The organism is Flagellimonas ochracea, from assembly GCF_009903685.1.
Taxonomy (GTDB): Bacteria; Bacteroidota; Bacteroidia; order Flavobacteriales; family Flavobacteriaceae; genus Flagellimonas; species Flagellimonas ochracea.
This window is the reverse complement of sequence record NZ_JAAABI010000002.1, coordinates 962,162-976,511: the sequence shown is the minus strand read 5'-3', so window position 1 is coordinate 976,511 and position 14,350 is coordinate 962,162. Positions and strand designations below refer to the sequence as shown.

At 41.0% G+C, this 14,350-nt stretch carries 12 protein-coding genes; 7 read left to right on the top strand and 5 right to left on the bottom strand.

What is annotated here, in order from left to right; all coding sequences use genetic code 11:
* Positions 1-240: 240 nt before the first annotated feature.
* Entirely contained in the window at positions 241-2,301 is a 2,061-nt protein-coding gene (locus GTQ34_RS10035; protein WP_166523633.1) for a putative porin, read from the bottom strand.
* Positions 2,302-2,454: 153 nt separating this feature from the next.
* On the opposite strand from GTQ34_RS10035, the gene GTQ34_RS10030 reads away from it, so the two are divergent.
* From GTQ34_RS10030 to GTQ34_RS10015, 4 genes are all read left to right on the top strand, one after another.
* Entirely contained in the window at positions 2,455-3,051 is a 597-nt protein-coding gene (locus GTQ34_RS10030; protein WP_166523677.1) for a ribonuclease HII, read from the top strand.
* A 29-nt stretch (positions 3,052-3,080) separates the two neighbouring features.
* A complete protein-coding gene (locus tag GTQ34_RS10025) occupies positions 3,081-5,537 on the top strand; it encodes a ribonuclease HII (RefSeq protein WP_166523632.1) in 2,457 nt (818 codons plus the stop codon).
* A 130-nt stretch (positions 5,538-5,667) separates the two neighbouring features.
* Entirely contained in the window at positions 5,668-7,011 is a 1,344-nt protein-coding gene (locus GTQ34_RS10020) for an OmpA family protein (RefSeq protein ID WP_166523631.1), read from the top strand.
* 2 nt (positions 7,012-7,013) lie between these two features.
* Positions 7,014-7,694 (top strand): TapB family protein, encoded by a 681-nt coding sequence (locus GTQ34_RS10015; RefSeq protein ID WP_166523630.1) that lies wholly within the window; start codon positions 7,014-7,016, stop codon positions 7,692-7,694.
* A 265-nt stretch (positions 7,695-7,959) separates the two neighbouring features.
* Here GTQ34_RS10015 and GTQ34_RS10010 read toward each other — a convergent pair whose 3' ends face one another.
* The 4 genes from GTQ34_RS10010 to GTQ34_RS09995 form a co-directional block, all read right to left on the bottom strand.
* Entirely contained in the window at positions 7,960-8,904 is a 945-nt protein-coding gene (locus GTQ34_RS10010) for an alpha/beta hydrolase (protein ID WP_166523629.1), read from the bottom strand.
* A 190-nt stretch (positions 8,905-9,094) separates the two neighbouring features.
* Positions 9,095-9,811 (bottom strand): lipoyl(octanoyl) transferase LipB, encoded by a 717-nt coding sequence (gene lipB, locus GTQ34_RS10005; RefSeq protein ID WP_166523628.1) that lies wholly within the window; start codon positions 9,809-9,811, stop codon positions 9,095-9,097.
* A gap of 32 nt (positions 9,812-9,843) precedes the next feature.
* The gene (locus GTQ34_RS10000; protein ID WP_166523627.1) at positions 9,844-10,584 is read right to left on the bottom strand and encodes a hypothetical protein; all 741 of its coding nucleotides are present in this window, start codon (positions 10,582-10,584) and stop codon (positions 9,844-9,846) included.
* A 10-nt stretch (positions 10,585-10,594) separates the two neighbouring features.
* Positions 10,595-10,750, bottom strand: a complete 156-nt coding sequence (locus GTQ34_RS09995) for a YqaE/Pmp3 family membrane protein (RefSeq protein ID WP_106143045.1) — start codon at positions 10,748-10,750, stop codon at positions 10,595-10,597.
* A gap of 93 nt (positions 10,751-10,843) precedes the next feature.
* Between GTQ34_RS09995 and GTQ34_RS09990 the strand changes: the two genes are divergently transcribed.
* From GTQ34_RS09990 to lysS, 3 genes are all read left to right on the top strand, one after another.
* The gene (locus GTQ34_RS09990; RefSeq protein WP_166523626.1) at positions 10,844-11,893 is read left to right on the top strand and encodes a helix-turn-helix domain-containing protein; all 1,050 of its coding nucleotides are present in this window, start codon (positions 10,844-10,846) and stop codon (positions 11,891-11,893) included.
* A gap of 97 nt (positions 11,894-11,990) precedes the next feature.
* Positions 11,991-12,533: a thioredoxin family protein gene (locus tag GTQ34_RS09985; protein ID WP_166523625.1), complete on the top strand. Its 543-nt coding sequence runs from the start codon at positions 11,991-11,993 to the stop codon at positions 12,531-12,533.
* A gap of 65 nt (positions 12,534-12,598) precedes the next feature.
* Positions 12,599-14,290, top strand: a complete 1,692-nt coding sequence (gene lysS, locus GTQ34_RS09980) for a lysine--tRNA ligase (RefSeq protein WP_166523624.1) — start codon at positions 12,599-12,601, stop codon at positions 14,288-14,290.
* Positions 14,291-14,350: the final 60 nt, after the last annotated feature.

Here is a 14,350-nt window from a genome sequence, read left to right as displayed (position 1 = left end):
CTCTTTTACGCTGTCTATACAATATGTCAAATGAACTTCTTCCAGAATCAGAAAAAAACAACCCCTAAAAAGAGTCGATCCCCTCCAAAACTACCCAACCCTTATCGGTTAAGCGGGTGCAAATATAATCAGGTTATTTTTTACCCGCAAATAGTTTTGGCCCATTTTTTTTGAAAAAAAATGCGACTTTGGTGTAAGTTGCTGTTTATCAACAAAAATTTCTTTTTCGTTATGAGAACTTTAAGAAAAGAAGTTCCAGACCAAGCCAAAACGAATTACAAAATCCCGGTAGGGATAGTTCGGTGCGGAAAAATAACTGGGTTCTGAAAAAATGGAATTCAGATGTTCCGCTTTTAGGTATATCCTTGTTTGGCGTACCTTGGCATTGATAAAAACATCCATTAAGGGATATCCTCCAAACTCCTCATTGTTTTGAATATAAAACTCGCCCAGTAAGGGATTAAATGCATTCATATTGTATGAGGTGAAATATTTGAAGGTAACCCCTGTTTGCAGAAACAAGGCTTTTTTGAAAACATCACTTGAAAAATACAGGGTATTTCTTGTAACCAATTGGGGCAAGTTCATTACGTTCTCTTCTTGGGTTACTTCCTGATATAATACGGTATTGGCCAAGGCCCACTTTCTCCATCTTAATTCCTTGGTATATTTTACCCTTAGGTGATTTATGGTATTGGATTGTTGAAAAGCTTGTACGAATGCCGTTTCCTGACCCGCATCAATTTGTTCTTGTGTGGCTGTGGAAGCAAAATAAGTATAATTATCAATGGCGCTGTATTCAGCTTCTAGAAATCCTAACTTTTTTGAATCTAATCCAAACCTGATGTTCTGTGTCTGTTGTTTTTCAAAAGAATTGGCGTTGAACCAATTGAAATTTCGGTACTCGCTCTGATACAGAAGATAGTTAAAATCCGGCATGCGGGACATCAAATTGATTCCCCCCAATACAGTATTATTCTCATTAATCTGATACTTTGCCAAAACATTCAAACTATTTCCGGTAAGTTCTCCTGATACGGTATAATTCAAATCCCCATGTAAGGACAATGGGCCAACTGTTTTGGAATATGCACCATTGACCACAATTTCCTCTCCTTCCAATTTATTGGGTATTGTGCCTTCATCTGTAATAACAACACTGTTTAAAAAGTAATTGTAATTGTACAGCCCCACTCCCCCTGAAATTTTCCCCAGCAACTTGTTTGAAAATGCCAATGTACCTTTGTTGAACATGGTCTTTAACCTTGCTCTATCCTCAATCGGAACCAAAAATGGGTCTTCGCCAAAGGCATCGTTTTGCGAAGTCTGTGTAAAATCGTAGAACTTGGTCTCATACATAAATTCGTGACCAATGCTTAAAGTAGTTGGTTTCGGATTCAACGAATCCTTTTTACCTTTTAGAAACTTGAACTTATGGTCCAAATAGTATCGTTTCCCTAAAATTCTTGTATTGGCATCCGTATATCGTACATCAATTCGAAACCTATCCTCAAACTCCCCTTCCTCGTCATTTTCAAACTGATCCCGATTCAATAATCCTCCATTTTCTTGGGCTTCTAAATCCTGTGCGGCTATATGTCCCCTTAGGCTATATCTATCATTTTGGGAACTGTAATTAAAGGTAGTCCTGAAGTTTCCTGCTTGGGCTTGTTCAAACCTATATTTTCCCAAAGAACGAAATCCCTTGTAGGCAATTGATGCATTGAACCTTTTGGAAAGATTAAAGGTCAGCATGGCATCCAAAAGCTGCCCTTGTTCCAATGTTGTCTTGAACATCAGTTCCGTCATGGGTGTTGGTACGTTATAGTATTTCATGTCCTCCACTTCAAAATAATTGGCGTGCTTGGCTGCTGCACCAATTTTGGGATAATAGCTCTCTTGGGAAAAAGATCTACCCAATATGTTATAAGGTTGCCCAATATTGGCAAAGGGCATCAATTCAAAATCGTCCTGCCGTATATAATTGTATATATATTCTTTCTGAATGGTAAGGGTAGTGTCAAGAAACACGGTATCCCGGTGGTGGGAAACAATCTTGTAATCCTTGATGGTAACAGAGTCCATCTTCTTCTCCTGCTTTTGCTTCCTTTTAAATTGTTGCAACCTTCCTGCATCACCAGAAACAGAGTCTAAAACCGTAGAATCTTTTTGTGCCGTTCTGATCGAATCAACCACAATCATTTTTAGGGAATCCACCTCTTTTTGTGGCGGAAGTGAATCTTGCTGTGCTTGTAGGATTTGACCCAGAAAAAGAAGCAGGGCAAAAAATAAAAACCTCATTCCATTATATTGGTGAGGCAAAGGTATAGGTTTTGTTTCTAAAGAAATGTGAAAAGTTCCTCGCTTACATTCTAGTAGGTTTAGTACAAAGAGGTTTCCTATTTTTGGTTTGACCAAGGGTACGTAATTTTTTTTTTGGAACATCGACATCCTATGTTAAAAGAGCGCTATAAATATTTGGATGAAGCCGGAACGGATGAGGCTGGAAGAGGCTGTTTGGCCGGGCCAGTGACCGCAGCGGCCATTATCTTGCCCCAAAATTTTGGACATCAACTGCTGAACGATTCCAAGCAGCTTTCCGAAAACAAACGGGATTTGCTAAGACCAATTCTTGAAAAAGAGGCGGTTTCCTTTTCGGTTTGTCATGTTTTTCAAGAAGAAATCGATCAAGTGAACATTTTGAACGCTTCTTTTTTGGCCATGCACCGGGCCCTGGATACCTTGGAACAAAATCCCAGTTTTATTTTGGTGGATGGCAACCGGTTTAAGCCATATCCTAGTATTGAGCACAAATGCATAATAAAAGGAGATGGTAAATACAGGAGTATTGCAGCTGCCTCCATTTTGGCCAAAACCTATCGCGATGAATATATGGCCACCATTCACCAAGAGTTTCCGATGTACAATTGGATAAAGAACAAAGGATATCCCACAAAAGAACACCGAGAGGCCATAAGAAAATATGGGTTGACAAAATATCATCGAAAAAGCTTTAGACAACTACCCGAACAATTGACCTTGGATATTTAAAAGTCCTAACTTTGTTTCAAACTTCAACAATGAAATTGCGTGTACTGTTTTTCTTATCAGCGTCATTGATCATATCCTGTCAAAAAAAGTTGCCAACCGAAGAATCCTTATTGGGTTATTTGCCCCCTACCCCAGCCGCCATACTCAAAATCACCAATCTGTCCAACTTTAAGAGCGAATTGAAGAACAATACTTTCTTGGAAAACACAAAAAACTTTGCGTTGAACCAAGCACTGACCGACGAAATGAAGACGTTGGACTATGTGGCCGCCGAACAACCGTGCCTCTTAGCGATTTATGAAATTGGAAAGGAAAACTATGGCTTTGTGATGGTTGCCAAGAATAGTCCGGATTTTTTTGATCTTGACCAAGCTTCCAACAAAACCGTTGAAACACTGAACTACCAAAACCACAAGATAACCAAGTATTCTGTGGAGGAAAATACCATTTTTGGATGGCATGACAGCGACAATATATTGTTGAGTTCTTCCCAACTTTTGATGGAAAATATAGTACGAACCAAAAAAGGCAATTCTGTTGATCCGTCTTTGGAAAAATTGTATCAAACCGTTGACCCAGATAAGTCTGCTGCACTATTTTTGAATTTGGCCGAGGACAATTCACTACTTTCACTTCATAAAAACCAAGATAAAATTGACCACCCCTTTTCTGAATGGGTGTCCTTGGATTTTTCGGCCAATTCTGATGCGTTCAGCCTAAACGGAGTAGCATTGGCATCAGACTCAACCAAAAGTTTTATCAGCCTTTTTAAGGGCACCTCTCCCCTTTTAAATAAAACACCTTTGGTGGCCCCTTTAAATGCACAGGCCGTGGTTTCGTATACTTTTGATGATTATCAGGTCTTCGCAAAAAATCAGAATACCTATTTAGACCGTGTAAAGCCAATAGATTCGCTATTCCAAACGACGGAAGAGATAGGACTCATCTATCTTAACGGTCAAAAAACTGTTGTTTTACATTCGTTTGGTACAGATGGCCTTTCTGAGTTCTTGGAAAGCAACAAGACCAACACACAATCCTACCAAGGCAGTGAGATCATTGGATTGGGTATTCCTGATCTCATCACTGAAGCATTTGCCCCACTGGTGCAAGATTTTCAGTCCAATTTTTACACTATTTTGGAAAACAGCTTCGTGTTCGCTGAAAGCAAGGAACCACTCCAGACCATAATCAATAATTACAGGGGAACCTCTTCCTTTGGAAGCTCTGCAATTTTTACCACGGCGAAAGCCCCACTAGCCAATGAGTCTTCCATGCTTTTTATTGCAGATAAAGCTGGTATTGAACTTTTTGCCGAACAAGAATTTTCCCCCGAACTTTCCAATTCCCTAAAAGAAGCAGATCTTTCGGAGTTTGCCTTTGCATCCCAAGTAGTGTCCGAAAATGATTTTGCGCACTTCAATGTTTTTATTTCCAAAATTGGACGTGCCGTTGAGAGCAATACGGTGACCCCGTTGTTCACCTTGGAACTGGATACCGACTTGGCCATCGACCCACAATTTGTGAAGAACCACAGAACCAACAAACAGGAAATCGTGGTTCAAGATCAAAACAATGTGCTCTATCTTATTTCAACGGACGGCAAGGTGCTTTGGTCCAAACAGCTCGAAGGACGCATACAGGGCGCCATAGCTCAAGTGGACATCTATAAAAATGGAAGGCTACAATTGGCGTTTTGTACCAATAACCAGTTTATGATCATTGACCGCAATGGGGATGAAGTGCCTCCTTTTAAGATTGATTTTGAGGGCGGCAACCTAAATCCACTGGCTGTATTTGATTATGAAGGCAAAAAGGACTATCGATTCGTGATTACGCAAGGACGCAAAGTTTATATGTACGGCAACAGCGGAAAAATAGTAAGTGGTTTTACCTTCAAAGAGGCAGAGAGCCCCATCATAAAAACTCCGAAGCACTTTCGGGTCGGCAACAAGGATTATCTTGTTTTTCAACTGGAAAACGATAGAATCAAAATTTTACATCGCGTGGGGCGTGAACGGATCAAAGTGGATGAGAAAATCGATTTTTCATCCAACGAAGTGTTCCTTTATCGAAATAAAATTTCAATGACCAACCAAAAAGGTGTGCTCCATCAAATAGACACCCGTGGAAAGCTCACTGCCACCAACTTTAACCTGAACGCAGACCACGGCATGTATGCCACAAGCAAGACCCTAGCGCTGATGAACGACAATATTCTTAGTATTAAGGGCAAAAAAGTGGAACTGGAGCTGGGCGTTTACTCAAAACCCAAGATTTTTTACATCTACGACAAAATTTATGTGAGTGTCACGGACATCCAAAACCAAAAGATCTATATGTTCGACAGCCAGGCCGAACCCATTGCAAACTTTCCTGTCTTTGGTAGTTCTTTAATTGACCTAACCGATATGGACAACGACAAAAAACTGGAGCTGGTTGCCAAAGATCAGGAAAATTCCTTGATTGTCTACAAAATGAATTAATAAGGGGTATACAACTATTCATACAATTGTTTGAGCCGAACATACAAGTTTAGGTGTTTTGTATGGTTCTTTTTGTAGATTCAAGTGCTTATTCTTACCTTAAGGAGCACACAATCAAAACACTATAAAAATGAAAACCTCATCCGTAGTCAAAATCTCATTGTCCATTGTGCTGATGTTGGGATTTGGACTTAACGCCAATGCCCAATTTTTCAAAAAACTGGCAAAAAAAGCTGAAAAGGCTGCCGAACGCACAGTAGAACGACGAGTAGAAAAGGAAACATCCGAAAAAACCGACCAAGCCCTTGACAGTATTCTGGAACCAGGTTCTGGGGGTAAACAAGCTCCAAATACCAATGGTGGTGGAACCGATTCTGGTAATTCTTCTGGCAATTCTTCGGGAGGTGGTTCGGAAGGTTCTTCGGGTTCCAATAAAGGTGCAGCTTCAAGTTCCGAGAAAACCATTGCCGTCTACAGCAAATTTGATTATGTTCCCGGTGACAAGCTTATGTTCTTCGATGATTTTGGCAATGATTTTGTTGGCGACTTTCCGTCTAAGTGGAATACAAATGCGGGCGGGGAAATAGTAACTTTAGGTGATTCCCCACAAAAATGGTTAAGCATCAAATCTGGATTCAACATCTATTATATTCCTGATGTCCCCAAACTGCCAGAGGAGTATACCATCGAATTTGATATCGCTGGAGTCGGCATAGATAGGAAGACGTCCTCCAATAGCAAGCTTGCAATCTACCTAAGTGAAAATGACAAATTTGACCAAGGAAGAAATTATGCGTACGCAGAGATTCCTTTTTGCCAATATTCTCCCATCGGGATTACCATTCAAAACAACATTGCCGGAAAACGTGAAATACGTAGTACTGTTGCAGCGGATATTCGGGACGAGGTCTTGAATAGTCCCCACATTTCCATTGCAGTAAACAACCAACGTTTTAGACTGTGGGTAAATGAAGTAAAGTATGTCGACGTCCCCAGATTGATAGCACCGGGAAGCGTAATAAATACAGTTAAATTCCATGCCAACGGATTCAAGGATGGCAAAGAGCAAGTGTTCATCACCAACTTAAAAGTGGCTGAGGGCGGTGTCGATTTAAGAAGAAAATTGATTTCTGAAGGGAAAATATCCACTAACGGGATTCTTTTCGATTCGGGCTCGGACAATATTCAACCCCAATCCATGGGAATCATCCGGCAGATTTCCCAAGTGTTGAAACAGGAATCGAGCATGAAGCTTAAAATTGTGGGGCATACCGATGCCGATGGTTCGGAAGAGAGCAACATGAAATTGTCCAAGAATCGTGCTGAAGCCGTCAAAAATGCCTTGGTTTCCGTCTACGGGATTGATTCCGGCCGATTGACGAGCGAAGGCAAGGGAGAATCTGATCCTGTTGGTGATAACAATACCCCGGATGGCAAGGCCCAGAACAGAAGAGTGGAATTCATAAAACAATAACCATGAAAAAAATAGTTTACACCATTTTAATTTCGCTCTTCCTTGGCGGTAATATCCTGATGGCCCAAGGCAGGTGCAGTAAGTTTTATCCCTTGATAGAAGGGGCAAAGTTTACACTCACCATGTATGACCAAGACAATACTGCGCAAGGAACTGTAACATATGAAGTGAACGAAGTAACCGGCGATTCTGGACGCTATACCTACACCATGGCCAGAGGTGGAACCGTGTTGAGCAATGCACATTACGACATTTCATGTACTGACGACGGAGTTGCCATGGATTTCAATTCTATGGGAGGTGGCATTTTATCTCGATATTCCAATATAGATGTCGAAGTTACCGGCACCAATATTTATATCCCCAATGAACTTAGCGTGGGGCTTCCCCTTCCTGATGCAGAAATGCAACTAAAATCGGGCGGTACTCCTGGCGTAATGAACATCTCCATAAAAATGGTCAACCGTAAAGTGGAAGGAACGGAAACCTTGACGGATCCCAATGGAGTGTCCAGAGAATGTTTTATTGTTAGCCATGATATGATCATGAACATGGGAGCCACCATTAATTCACATACCAAACAGTGGTTGGCCGAAGGTATTGGTATGATGAAATCGGAAGACTATGAGTACGTGGATGGTCCGCTTCGAGGAACCGTAGCGCTAACGGCATATCAGCTTTAGGAAACAATATGGAGAGACCTGGTTCGGGTGCCTCGGTTTTTTGGTTGATACATAGAGAACCTGACACAAGGTGTCAGCCTCATTTGCTTTGCAAATAAAAGGAGAAAAATATGGTAGGTTCACTTATCGGTGAATTGTATGAGCAGTAGCGATTTGCGTACCACAAACCTGTCAAACCGAAACAAAGCTCGAACGGGTTACAGCCCTTCAATTTAAGCACTTTCCCGCTATTGCTTATACAAAATGTTATGCTCAGTGTTTCTTATCAATTTTCCCATTTAACTGGTGATGCAGATGGTCTCCTTTTTTCTTCATTGCTATATATTCCGATAATTCCTTTCATAAACGCGGAAGGAAAGACACCCTCATGTTGCTCTCCTTCAAGCACATCTAAAAATAATTTCAAATTATCAATCCTTTTCATTTTTAGTTTATTGACCAAAAGATACAAGTCAGTAACCATCCCCATGCCTTCTTCTTCTTCACCAACTGCAAAATATACTCTCGTTTCACTACTGAATAAATTCTTATTCAGAGCTGAAACTTGTTTCATAACATATCTGTCATGCCTGTCATTGTTCCAATCGTCCCACCATAACGATGGACTTATAATAAGATAACGATTAAACAAGTCTGGTTGGGTAAGTAACGTATGTGTTGCTGCTAGACCACTAAGGGAATTTCCAATTAAAACCCTATCAGAATCACTTACATTGCAATGCTCTTCAACAAAAGGAATAAGCTCATCTTTAAGAACTTTTAAAAATGCGGCCGTACCACCTGAACCAATATAATCTACAGGACTGGATGCGAGAAAATGAGTGCTATCAGGTGGAGTGAATTTGGTCGGTGTATAATCTCTAGTTCGATTTTCTACTTTTGGTATACCGTCTGCTTCATTGCTATAGCCTATACCAATGAAATATGCAGATGGAATATAGTTAAAGTATTCATAATTGGAGCTCATTGCAGCTGAAGGAACAAATAACCTTAAAGGGTCAAGAAAATAGAAGGCAGAAGCTTGCTCACCATTTTCAGCATCTCTAAGGGGTTCCCTGATATATATCCTGTAATTTATGCCATTTGATGCTGTAGGCAAATCATAAACAAGCACTTTAAAGGGATATTCAAATGGTTTTGGTTCAATAGTTTGGGCAAACATCTTAAACGAAAACACCCAAATGACTAAGACTAATATTAATTGTTTCATGTACATTATATTAAACATCTGTATAAAGACGCTTAAAAATGTCAAAGGTTACAATTGAGCACAACTTATTAAGGATATGAATTCGTTTTAATAATTTATATCCGACGATAAGTGAAGTTAGCCTTTTTTCTCCTAAAAATTGGAGCAGATATTGACGAGGGCCGCCAATGAATTGATGTGTAAGTCAAAATTAAGCATCACTGTTTTGGAGCATCATTTCCGCTTCAAAAAGTTGTTGAAAGTGGTGCTGCAGTTTCTGTTTCACTTCGTCCATGTCAACTTCCTTTTTCCCAAGTTCCACATTGAGCGAAGTCACTGCCTTGTCCTTGATACCACAGGGAATCATTAGGTCAAAATAACCAAGATCGGCATTAACATTCAATGCAAACCCATGCATGGTCACCCAGCGGCTGGCACGCACGCCCATGGCGCAAATTTTTCTGGCAAAAGGGGTGCCAACATCCAACCATACCCCTGTCTCTCCTTTGGAGCGTTCTGCTTCAAGCCCGTATTCATCCAAGGTCAAAATCACCATTTCCTCCAAAAACCGCAGGTATTTGTGGATGTCCGTAAAAAAATTGTCCAAATCCAAAATGGGATAGCCCACTACCTGCCCCGGTCCGTGGTAGGTAATGTCGCCGCCGCGATTGATCTTGTAAAAAGTGGCACCTTTTTCCTGGAGTATGTTTTCATCCACCAGCAAATTACCGATGTCTCCACTTTTGCCCAAAGTGTACACATGTGGGTGTTCCACAAATAGAAAATGATTGGGCGTGGGCAGTTGGGTGTTCTCCCTTCGATTTTTGACCTTTAGGTCAATAATTTCCTTGAACAGGGCCTCTTGGTAATCCCAAGTTTCCTTATAATCCTTGTGGCCTAAATCTTGAAGGACAACTTTCTTGTTCATCCTACAAAGATACGAAGTGCTTCACGGTCCAACTAATCTTCCAATTCCACCTTAAGGTCCAACGCCTTGGGATCTTTGATCACATCCATGAAGTTTACTTCGTAAATAAGGGTTTTCCCATCAGCGCTATACGTGGCCTCCTCTATGGAAGCGGATTTCACCCTACGCGGAAAATGATATTTTAAAGTATAGGTAGAACCCGAAAGAAACATGTCCGCTCCTTGCAAGCTGTCCAAACTCTGTTCAAAAAGCTCCTCATCCAGAATTTTTGCCGTTCTGGTGAACACCCCATCCTCAAAGCTATAATTGACTTCCGTAGAATGATTTTCCATCGGTTTTGGCCCTGGTTGATCTGCACTGCTTCCTGGACCTAGGGCGCTGGCCTCTTGGAACGTGTTGAACGCATCGTTCACCTCGGCAATCTGCTTAAACTCACTGGACAGGTCAAACTTCATCAACTTCTCTTCGGGATTCATGAGCATGTGCAGGGTAAAAGGCTCCAATTTTTTTAATTTGGCCTGCTCTTCTTCTGGTAATTGGGCGATACTGTCTTTTTTTGCTTCTAGAAAATCCTTAAAATAAATTAGGGAATCCACAGGTTTTTCATTGTTCTTTTGCATTTCTTCTCCGGCCATTTCCATCAGTTCGGAACCATCAAAAAAGATGGAAAGTTTTCCCGAACCGTCTTCTTGCAAGTGGATTTCTTCCGTAAAATTGCATGCGGTGAACAGTGCCAAGAATACCATCAAGGCCAAGATTTGGATTTTTTTCATGTGTATCACTTTAGTTTGTATTGTTCAAGATGACGAGGGCTCCAATAACACCGGGCACCCATCCACAAAGCGTTAAAAGTAATACAATAACAAAAGACCCACAACCTTTTCCGATGACGGACAAAGGCGGAAAAAGAATGGCAAGAAGCACTCTCCAGAAACTCATGTTCTTAAATTTGATTGATGTTATTCATTAGTTGTCCAATTTCCCGATTTGTTACATAAAACCTTTATTTTTAGTTTGTTTTTTTGGTGTGCTATGCGGGTTTTTATCGTTTTATCCCTATTTCTGAATACTGAGTTGCTCTTTGGGCAATATCGGTTTACCGGGGAAGTCGCTAAATCCAATTCTGGAAAATCTGTATATCTCTCCTTGGTGGAGGATTACCGAAAAGCGTCTCGCATCTATTTGAACCAGATTATCCGTAAAACCAAAGTGGATTCCTTGGGCTTCTTTCAGTTTGAAGGTGATAATCTTTTGGACAGCGACCGCATATACCGTATTCATGTGGATGGTTGCTTCGAAGGGATGGACACTGATCATTTTTTGGGGGAATGCCAGAATAGTGAAAGTATCTTGTTCATTGCCCATAATCAGGATACGCTTCATCTTCCCACCTCTTTTGAGAACCAGCCTCTTTGTACCATTGCTTCAACCAATCTAAAGGCGTCGCTTTTACTTGAAATCGATGCTTTGAAAGAAGCAATGGCCTTTGACTTTATGGATTTCCCCAGTGAAGCCAACAAAAAACTCAATTTAAACAAATGGTTCTCTACATTGCAACAGTTTGGCGCCGATACAGAAGAACCTCTGGCGGAGCTATACATTTACGATTTTCTATCGGATAGAAGAAACAAAACCTATAGGTTTTATCTTCAAGATGTATCCAAAAACCCATATTACAACGAACTTTCCGACCGGCTTCAGTCCAAATATCCCAATACCTCCTTTACAACTCAGTATGAAGCAGAAATTTCCACCGACAAACAACTCGCCTCATTTTCTGAGCCAAAATCACCGGATTGGAATTGGATTTTGGGAGTACTGTTATTTCTTTCCGTAGGAGCAAACATCTATTTTTTTATTTCCAAGAGAACGAAGGCCGCAAAAAAGAGCACTATGCTGTGGAGCAGACTTACTCCACAGGAACAAAAAATCGTGGAGCATATCCTGGAAGAGAAAAGTAATAAGGAGATTGCCGCTTCCCTTTTCGTAAGCCATAGTACCGTAAAAACACACATTAACAATCTGTACAAAAAACTGGAAGTTTCTTCTCGTGAAGAGGTAGAAGCTTGTTTCAAAAAATAAAATCAACCCCAGGTCTAGTCCTGATTTCCATCTGTCCAAAATCATTTTGAAATCGCATTTTATGGATTTTCGGTCCGAATCATAAAACCGAAAAATCATGAAACACATTTTGACACCTGCTTTTGTGCTGTGTACATTATTTATGTTTTCCCAGGAATTCAACAAAGAAATCGTTCAAGAAGACGGTAGAAAATTTCTGGTAGGACAAATCAATCTCGAAGGACTGAAAGCTGAACCTTATGCCGCTTGGTTTCACGGGGGATGGGATTCTTACGAAGTTGATGCATCTCTCGTAAAGCTTTTCCAGAGAAAATTGGCGAAATATGACATCAAACTATTTTTGGGCGTTTGGTGCGGCGACAGTAAGCGGGAAACGCCCAGATTTTTAAAAATTTTGGAGGAGGCCAACTACCCTATGGAACAGTTGGAAATAGTGGCATTGGACAGACGCAAGGAGCATTACAAAAAAAGTCCCACAGGCAAAGAAAAAGGGCTCAATATCATCAAAGTGCCCACAATGGTTTTCTTTAAAAATGGTAGAGAAACCAATCGGATTGTGGAAAGTCCCATCGAATCTTTGGAGGAGGACATGGCCCAAATTGTCCATAACAAGCCCTATACACCCAATTACGCTCAATAAACAACGCCAAGACAAGGAATTAAAGCGCAAAAGTGTAATTTTGCGCTTTAATTTTTTTTCAGTCTATGCAACTATCGGAACAAGAAATCGTTCGAAGGGAAAAATTGACCAAGTTGAGAGCCCTGGGAATAAATCCTTATCCTGCGGCCTTATATCCTGTTGATGCCACTTCCAAGAGCATCAAAGACAATTTTGAGGATGGAAAACAGGTGGTGATTTCCGGTAGATTGATGTCCAGAAGAATTCAGGGGAAGGCCTCCTTTGCAGAGCTTCAAGATAGTGATGGGCGCATTCAGGTATATTTTAATAGGGACGAAATATGCCCTGGTGAAGATAAAACACTGTACAACGAAGTATACAAGAAGCTGCTTGATATTGGTGACATCATAGGTGTGGAAGGTGTGCTTTTCAAAACCCGAGTTGGAGAAAAAACCGTGATGGTGAAGAACTTCATCTTGCTGAGTAAGGCCTTACATCCACTGCCGCTACCCAAAGTGGATGCAGAAGGTAAAGTCTATGATGAATTCAACGATCCTGAACTGCGTTATAGACAGCGCTATGTGGATTTGGTGGTAAACCCATCCGTAAAGGACACCTTCATCAAAAGGACAAAAATTACAAATAGTATTCGGGAATTTTACAACAATATGGGGTATTTGGAGGTGGAAACCCCTATTCTACAGCCTATACCGGGAGGGGCAGCAGCTCGGCCTTTTATTACGCACCACAATGCGTTGAACATGCCTCTTTACCTCAGAATTGCCAACGAATTATACCTGAAAAGGCTGATTGTAGGTGGCTTTGACGGCGTTTATGAGTTCTCCAAAGACTTCCGCAATGAGGGTATGGACCGCACCCACAATCCAGAATTTACGGTAATGGAACTTTACGTGGCCTACAAGGACTATAATTGGATGATGGAGACCACGGAAAAACTACTTGAAAAAGTTGCTGTTGATGCCACAGGAAGCACAAAGGTACAGGTGGGTGACCATGAAATAGAGTTTAAGGCACCTTACCCCAGAGTTCCCATTTTAGAAGCCATAAAGACCCATACCGGATACGATGTAGCTGGCATGGATGAAGCCCAGCTTAGGGAGGTTGCCCAAAAACTCGACATTGAGGTGGATGAAACCATGGGGGTTGGGAAGCTTATTGATGAGATTTTTGGCGAAAAATGTGAGCATCATTACATACAACCGACGTTCATTATCGATTACCCCAAAGAAATGAGTCCGCTGACGAAGGAGCACCGAAGCAATCCCGCACTAACCGAACGTTTTGAACTCATAATCAATGGCAAGGAAATAGCTAATGCGTATTCAGAGCTCAACGATCCCATTGACCAACGGGAGCGTTTTGAAGATCAGCTCCGCCTTTCTGAAAAGGGAGATGATGAAGCCATGTTCATCGATCAAGATTTTTTACGCGCCCTGGAATATGGCATGCCTCCTACTTCTGGTATCGGTATCGGTATTGACCGTTTGGTGATGCTCTTGACCAACAATTCATCCATACAAGAAGTGCTTTTCTTCCCACAAATGCGACCTGAGAAAAAACAAGTGGAGCTTACGGATGAGGAAAAAGTGATTATGGATATTTTAAAACCTATTGGACAGTTGCCTCTTGCTGAACTTAAGGAAAAAGCAGGGCTAAGTGGCAAAAAATGGGATAAGAGCACAAAGAACCTATCTAAACACGGCCTATTTAAAGTTGAAAAAAGGGACGATGGTCTCTTTGCTCTTTCAAAACTTTAACCCAACTTTTGTTATTTTCTGATACCTGTCCCAGCTCAAAATATCAAGTTGACCTATTAG

Bases quoted from the DNA above. Each gene is read 5' to 3' on its own strand.
- GTQ34_RS10035 (WP_166523633.1), bottom strand. From the start codon at position 2,301: ATGAGGTTTTTATTTTTTGCCCTGCTTCTTTTTCTGGGTCAAATCCTA.
- GTQ34_RS10030 (WP_166523677.1), top strand. From the start codon at position 2,455: ATGTTAAAAGAGCGCTATAAATATTTGGATGAAGCCGGAACGGATGAG.
- GTQ34_RS10025 (WP_166523632.1), top strand. From the start codon at position 3,081: ATGAAATTGCGTGTACTGTTTTTCTTATCAGCGTCATTGATCATATCC.
- GTQ34_RS10020 (WP_166523631.1), top strand. From the start codon at position 5,668: ATGAAAACCTCATCCGTAGTCAAAATCTCATTGTCCATTGTGCTGATG.
- GTQ34_RS10015 (WP_166523630.1), top strand. From the start codon at position 7,014: ATGAAAAAAATAGTTTACACCATTTTAATTTCGCTCTTCCTTGGCGGT.
- GTQ34_RS10010 (WP_166523629.1), bottom strand. From the start codon at position 8,904: ATGAAACAATTAATATTAGTCTTAGTCATTTGGGTGTTTTCGTTTAAG.
- lipB (WP_166523628.1), bottom strand. From the start codon at position 9,811: ATGAACAAGAAAGTTGTCCTTCAAGATTTAGGCCACAAGGATTATAAG.
- GTQ34_RS10000 (WP_166523627.1), bottom strand. From the start codon at position 10,584: ATGAAAAAAATCCAAATCTTGGCCTTGATGGTATTCTTGGCACTGTTC.
- GTQ34_RS09995 (WP_106143045.1), bottom strand. From the start codon at position 10,750: ATGAGTTTCTGGAGAGTGCTTCTTGCCATTCTTTTTCCGCCTTTGTCC.
- GTQ34_RS09990 (WP_166523626.1), top strand. From the start codon at position 10,844: ATGCGGGTTTTTATCGTTTTATCCCTATTTCTGAATACTGAGTTGCTC.
- GTQ34_RS09985 (WP_166523625.1), top strand. From the start codon at position 11,991: ATGAAACACATTTTGACACCTGCTTTTGTGCTGTGTACATTATTTATG.
- lysS (WP_166523624.1), top strand. From the start codon at position 12,599: ATGCAACTATCGGAACAAGAAATCGTTCGAAGGGAAAAATTGACCAAG.